The sequence below is a fragment of the Cupriavidus basilensis OR16 genome, from assembly GCF_000243095.1.
GTDB classification, from domain to species: Bacteria; Pseudomonadota; Gammaproteobacteria; order Burkholderiales; family Burkholderiaceae; genus Cupriavidus; species Cupriavidus basilensis_D.
Genome location: NZ_AHJE01000413.1, coordinates 1 through 303, shown reverse-complemented (window position 1 = coordinate 303; position 303 = coordinate 1). Strand labels below are relative to the sequence as shown.

Genomic DNA, 303 nt, shown 5'->3' with positions numbered 1-303 from the left:
CTCCAGGCGGCCGGCTGGAAGGACTATGCCGAGCTGACGGTGCTGTTCAACCCCGATGAAGAAGTCGGCTCCATTGGCTCCGGCGAGACCATCGCCAGGCTGGCCGACCAGCACGACGTGGTGCTGTCGTTCGAGCCGACCACCGCCAAGGCCGTGGTCAAGACCGAGGCCCTGCTGCTGGGCGCCAGCGGCACCGCCACCGCCAAAATGGAAGTGAAGGGGCGCGCCTCGCACGCCGGCGCCGCGCCGGAGCTGGGCCGCAACGCGCTGATCGAGCTGGCCTACCAGCTGCAGTCTACGCGT

General features: G+C 69.3%; 1 protein-coding gene. It reads left to right on the top strand.

What is annotated here, in order from left to right:
- The coding region (locus OR16_RS39395; RefSeq protein WP_006165165.1) for a peptidase dimerization domain-containing protein at positions 1 to 303 on the top strand (303 nt) is incomplete at both ends.